Raw genomic sequence first — 5,553 nt, 5'->3', positions numbered from 1 at the left:
GTGCCCGTAAATGCGAAATGGCCACCCAACTTTGGGTGGCCATTTCGACTGAAAAGAAGTCCGGCGGTGTCCTACTCTCCCACAGGGTCCCCCCTGCAGTACCATCGGCGCTGAGAGGCTTAGCTTCCGGGTTCGGAATGTAACCGGGCGTTTCCCTCTCGCTATGGCCGCCGAAACACTATTGATGTTTCAAAAACCAACAACGACATCATCATTGTTGAGTTCCCGACCGTACATCGAGAACCACTCAGTGGACGCAAGCACCAAAAACAGGTGTGTTATCAAGTCATCGGCTTATTAGTACCGGTCAGCTTCACGTATTACTACGCTTCCACATCCGGCCTATCAACCCAGTAGTCTGGCTGGGAGCCTCTCACCATAAATGGTATGGAAGTCTCATCTTGAGGCCGGCTTCCCGCTTAGATGCTTTCAGCGGTTATCCATCCCGAACGTAGCTAATCAGCGGTGCTCCTGGCGGAACAACTGACACACCAGAGGTTCGTCCAACCCGGTCCTCTCGTACTAGGGTCAGATCCTCTCAAACTTCCTACGCGCGCAGCGGATAGGGACCGAACTGTCTCACGACGTTCTAAACCCAGCTCGCGTACCGCTTTAATGGGCGAACAGCCCAACCCTTGGGACCTACTCCAGCCCCAGGATGCGACGAGCCGACATCGAGGTGCCAAACCATGCCGTCGATATGGACTCTTGGGCAAGATCAGCCTGTTATCCCCGAGGTACCTTTTATCCGTTGAGCGACAGCGCTTCCACAAGCCACTGCCGGATCACTAGTCCCGACTTTCGTCCCTGCTCGACCTGTCAGTCTCACAGTCAAGCTCCCTTGTGCACTTACACTCGCCACCTGATTGCCAACCAGGTTGAGGGAACCTTTGGGCGCCTCCGTTACATTTTGGGAGGCAACCGCCCCAGTTAAACTACCCACCAGGCACTGTCCCTGAACCGGATCACGGTCCTAAGTTAGATATCCAGAGTGACCAGAGTGGTATTTCAACAATGACTCCACACTCACTGGCGTGAATGCTTCACCGTCTCCCACCTATCCTACACAAGCCACACCGAACACCAATACCAAGCTGTAGTAAAGGTCACGGGGTCTTTCCGTCCTGCTGCGCGTAACGAGCATCTTTACTCGTAATGCAATTTCGCCGAGTTCGCGGTTGAGACAGTTGGGAAGTCGTTACGCCATTCGTGCAGGTCGGAACTTACCCGACAAGGAATTTCGCTACCTTAGGATGGTTATAGTTACCACCGCCGTTTACTGGGGCTTAAATTCTCAGCTTCGCCTTGCGGCTAACCGGTCCTCTTAACCTTCCAGCACCGGGCAGGCGTCAGTCCGTATACATCGTCTTGCGACTTGGCACGGACCTGTGTTTTTAGTAAACAGTCGCTACCCACTAGTCTCTGCGGCCACCACACCCTTTCGGAGCAAGTCCTAATAAGTGGATGGCCCCCCTTCTCCCGAAGTTACGGGGGCATTTTGCCGAGTTCCTTAACCACGATTCTCTCGATCTCCTTGGTATTCTCTACCTGACCACCTGAGTCGGTTTGGGGTACGGGCAGCTAGAACCTCGCGTCGATGCTTTTCTCGGCAGCATAGGATCACCCACTTTTTATCCGCATCGTGTCTCAGCCTCAATGACTCCCGGATTTGCCTAAGAGTCGGCCTACGCACTTGCACCAGGACTACCATCGCCTGGCTTGGGCTACCTTCCTGCGTCACACCTGTTAATACGCTAGCCGCACCAGCATGGGGTCGAGCGTTCACACACACCCGCCTCACCCCGAAGGGATCCGCTAAAGCGTGAGCTAGGACTCTTAGCACCACTGGATTGACTGGGGCGGTTCTTCGCCGGTACGGGAATATCAACCCGTTGTCCATCGACTACGCCTGTCGGCCTCGCCTTAGGTCCCGACTTACCCAGGGAAGATTAGCTTGACCCTGGAACCCTTGGTCTTTCGGAGGACGTGTTTCTCACACGTCTTTCGCTACTCATGCCTGCATTCTCACTCGTGTAGCGTCCACGGCTGGGTCACCCCGCCGCTTCACTCGCCACACGACGCTCTCCTACCCATCAACACGGCTGGACCACGAAGGCCTACCAAAAATGTCAATGCCACAACTTCGGTGGCGTGCTTGAGCCCCGTTACATTGTCGGCGCGGAATCACTTGACCAGTGAGCTATTACGCACTCTTTCAAGGGTGGCTGCTTCTAAGCCAACCTCCTGGTTGTCTAAGCAACTCCACATCCTTTCCCACTTAGCACGCGCTTAGGGACCTTAGTTGGTGGTCTGGGTTGTTTCCCTCTCGACTATGAAGCTTATCCCCCACAGTCTCACTGCTGCGCTCTCACTTACCGGCATTCGGAGTTTGGCTGACGTCAGTAACCTTGTAGGGCCCATCGGCCATCCAGTAGCTCTACCTCCGGCAAGAAACACGCAACGCTGCACCTAAATGCATTTCGGAGAGAACCAGCTATCACGAAGTTTGATTGGCCTTTCACCCCTATCCACAGCTCATCCCCTCAGTTTTCAACCTAAGTGGGTTCGGTCCTCCACGACGTCTTACCGTCGCTTCAACCTGGCCATGGATAGATCACTTCGCTTCGGGTCTAGGACACGCGACTCAATCGCCCTATTCAGACTCGCTTTCGCTACGGCTACCCCACTCGGGTTAACCTCGCCACGTATCGCTAACTCGCAGGCTCATTCTTCAAAAGGCACGCTGTCACCCCTACTAAGGAGGCTCCAACGGTTTGTAAGCAAACGGTTTCAGGTACTATTTCACTCCCCTCCCGGGGTACTTTTCACCTTTCCCTCACGGTACTTGTCCGCTATCGGTCATCTGGGAGTATTTAGGCTTATCAGGTGGTCCTGACAGATTCACACGGGATTTCTCGGGCCCCGTGCTACTTGGGATACTCTTCACGCCAAGAACAAGCATTTCGACTACGGGGTTCGCACCCTCTATGACCGGCCGTTCAAAACCGTTCGTCTATACCCTCTTGTCACGTCGATCATTCGGCAGAACAATCAGAAAAGTCCCACAACCCCCAACATGCAACGCCTGCCGGCTATCACACACGCTAGGTTTAGCCTCTTCCGGTTTCGCTCGCCACTACTTACGGAATCGCTTTTGCTTTCTCTTCCTGTGGGTACTGAGATGTTTCACTTCCCCACGTTCCCTCTACCCGCCCTATATATTCAGGCGGGAGTCACCAGGTACGCACGCGCCCTGGCGGGGTTTCCCCATTCGGACATCCTCGGATCAAAACTCGCTTATCAGTTCCCCGAGGCTTATCGCAGATTGCTACGTCCTTCTTCGGCTCCAGATGCCAAGGCATCCACCGTTTGCTCTTAAAGACTTGAAATCACATGAGTTGAATCGTCAAAAAATTGACTAATGATCTTTAAGATCATCTTCACCACACAACCCCAAAGAGTTGCATGGAAGATGCTCGCGTCCACTGTGTAGTTCTCAAAGTACGGGCGGTACCCACCCCAGCCACCGAAACACCGGCGCCAAGACAGGCCCTCGAGGAACAAACACCAACAAAGAATCCACAGACCCCCGTCAGCGCCCGGCCCCTCAGGACCCAACAGCGTGCATGTATCAACAACTCCGAACCAGATCGTTCCAGTGGCAAACCACGTACTAAACCCGGACACATCATCCCTGACACCAAGTCAAATGTTCCACCCATGAGCTACCAGCAACACACATTCGGTGCTGAACTGGCGCCTGGACACTCGAACCGAAACCCGAATGCCAGATGCTCCTTAGAAAGGAGGTGATCCAGCCGCACCTTCCGGTACGGCTACCTTGTTACGACTTAGTCCTAATTACCGATCCCACCTTCGACGGCTCCCTCCACAAGGGTTGGGCCACCGGCTTCAGGTGTTACCGACTTTCATGACTTGACGGGCGGTGTGTACAAGACCCGGGAACGTATTCACCGCAGCGTTGCTGATCTGCGATTACTAGCGACTCCGACTTCATGAGGTCGAGTTGCAGACCTCAATCCGAACTGGGACCGGCTTTTTGGGATTCGCTCCACCTCACGGTATTGCAGCCCTTTGTACCGGCCATTGTAGCATGCGTGAAGCCCAAGACATAAGGGGCATGATGATTTGACGTCATCCCCACCTTCCTCCGAGTTGACCCCGGCAGTATCCCATGAGTTCCCACCATTACGTGCTGGCAACATAGAACGAGGGTTGCGCTCGTTGCGGGACTTAACCCAACATCTCACGACACGAGCTGACGACAACCATGCACCACCTGTTTACGAGTGTCCAAAGAGTTGACCATTTCTGGCCCGTTCTCGTATATGTCAAGCCTTGGTAAGGTTCTTCGCGTTGCATCGAATTAATCCGCATGCTCCGCCGCTTGTGCGGGTCCCCGTCAATTCCTTTGAGTTTTAGCCTTGCGGCCGTACTCCCCAGGCGGGGAACTTAATGCGTTAGCTGCGTCACGGAAACCGTGGAATGGTCCCCACAACTAGTTCCCAACGTTTACGGGGTGGACTACCAGGGTATCTAAGCCTGTTTGCTCCCCACCCTTTCGCTCCTCAGCGTCAGTTACGGCCCAGAGATCTGCCTTCGCCATCGGTGTTCCTCCTGATATCTGCGCATTCCACCGCTACACCAGGAATTCCAATCTCCCCTACCGCACTCTAGTCTGCCCGTACCCACTGCAGGCCCGAGGTTGAGCCTCGGGATTTCACAGCAGACGCGACAAACCGCCTACGAGCTCTTTACGCCCAATAATTCCGGATAACGCTTGCGCCCTACGTATTACCGCGGCTGCTGGCACGTAGTTAGCCGGCGCTTTTTCTGCAGGTACCGTCACTTTCGCTTCTTCCCTGCTAAAAGAGGTTTACAACCCGAAGGCCGTCATCCCTCACGCGGCGTTGCTGCATCAGGCTTCCGCCCATTGTGCAATATTCCCCACTGCTGCCTCCCGTAGGAGTCTGGGCCGTGTCTCAGTCCCAGTGTGGCCGGTCACCCTCTCAGGCCGGCTACCCGTCGACGCCTTGGTGAGCCATTACCTCACCAACAAGCTGATAGGCCGCGAGCCCATCCCAGACCGAAAAATCTTTCCAAACACGACCATGCGATCACGTCTCATATCCAGTATTAGACGCCGTTTCCAGCGCTTATCCCAGAGTCCAGGGCAGGTTGCTCACGTGTTACTCACCCGTTCGCCACTGATCCACCAAGCAAGCTTGGCTTCACCGTTCGACTTGCATGTGTTAAGCACGCCGCCAGCGTTCATCCTGAGCCAGGATCAAACTCTCCATAAAAAAGAAAAGCAACAACCACCGGGAAAACGGCAGCCGCAGCGAGTTCGAAACTGACCAAAGAAAAAACATCATTACTGACGAAATTTCACGCCAACCCCCAAAAGAAGGTTGGACTTTGATCCAAAGGAATCTCTCGCAATCCAACAAAAGTCAGACCGACGAGGAATAAATTGGCATTTGACAAGTGCACGCTGTTGAGTTCTCAAGGAACGGACGCACCCACAGAAAC

3 rRNA genes are annotated in these 5,553 nt (G+C 54.3%); all 3 read right to left on the bottom strand.

From position 1 onward, the window contains the following. Positions 1 to 58: 58 nt before the first annotated feature. A 5S ribosomal RNA gene (gene rrf, locus MTE01_RS16840) occupies positions 59 to 175 on the bottom strand. A gap of 102 nt (positions 176 to 277) precedes the next feature. Then, positions 278 to 3,389 (bottom strand): 23S ribosomal RNA (locus MTE01_RS16835). A 413-nt stretch (positions 3,390 to 3,802) separates the two neighbouring features. Next, positions 3,803 to 5,324, bottom strand: a 16S ribosomal RNA gene (locus tag MTE01_RS16830). Together the 16S, 23S and 5S rRNA genes form the textbook arrangement of a ribosomal RNA operon. Between the last annotated feature and the right edge of the window lie 229 nt (positions 5,325 to 5,553).

Origin of the sequence: Microbacterium testaceum, from assembly GCF_006539145.1 — a bacterium.
In the GTDB taxonomy this organism is placed as follows: domain Bacteria; phylum Actinomycetota; class Actinomycetes; order Actinomycetales; family Microbacteriaceae; genus Microbacterium; species Microbacterium testaceum.
The sequence above is the reverse complement of the archived record's forward strand: the minus strand, read 5'-3'. Positions and strand labels throughout refer to the sequence as shown.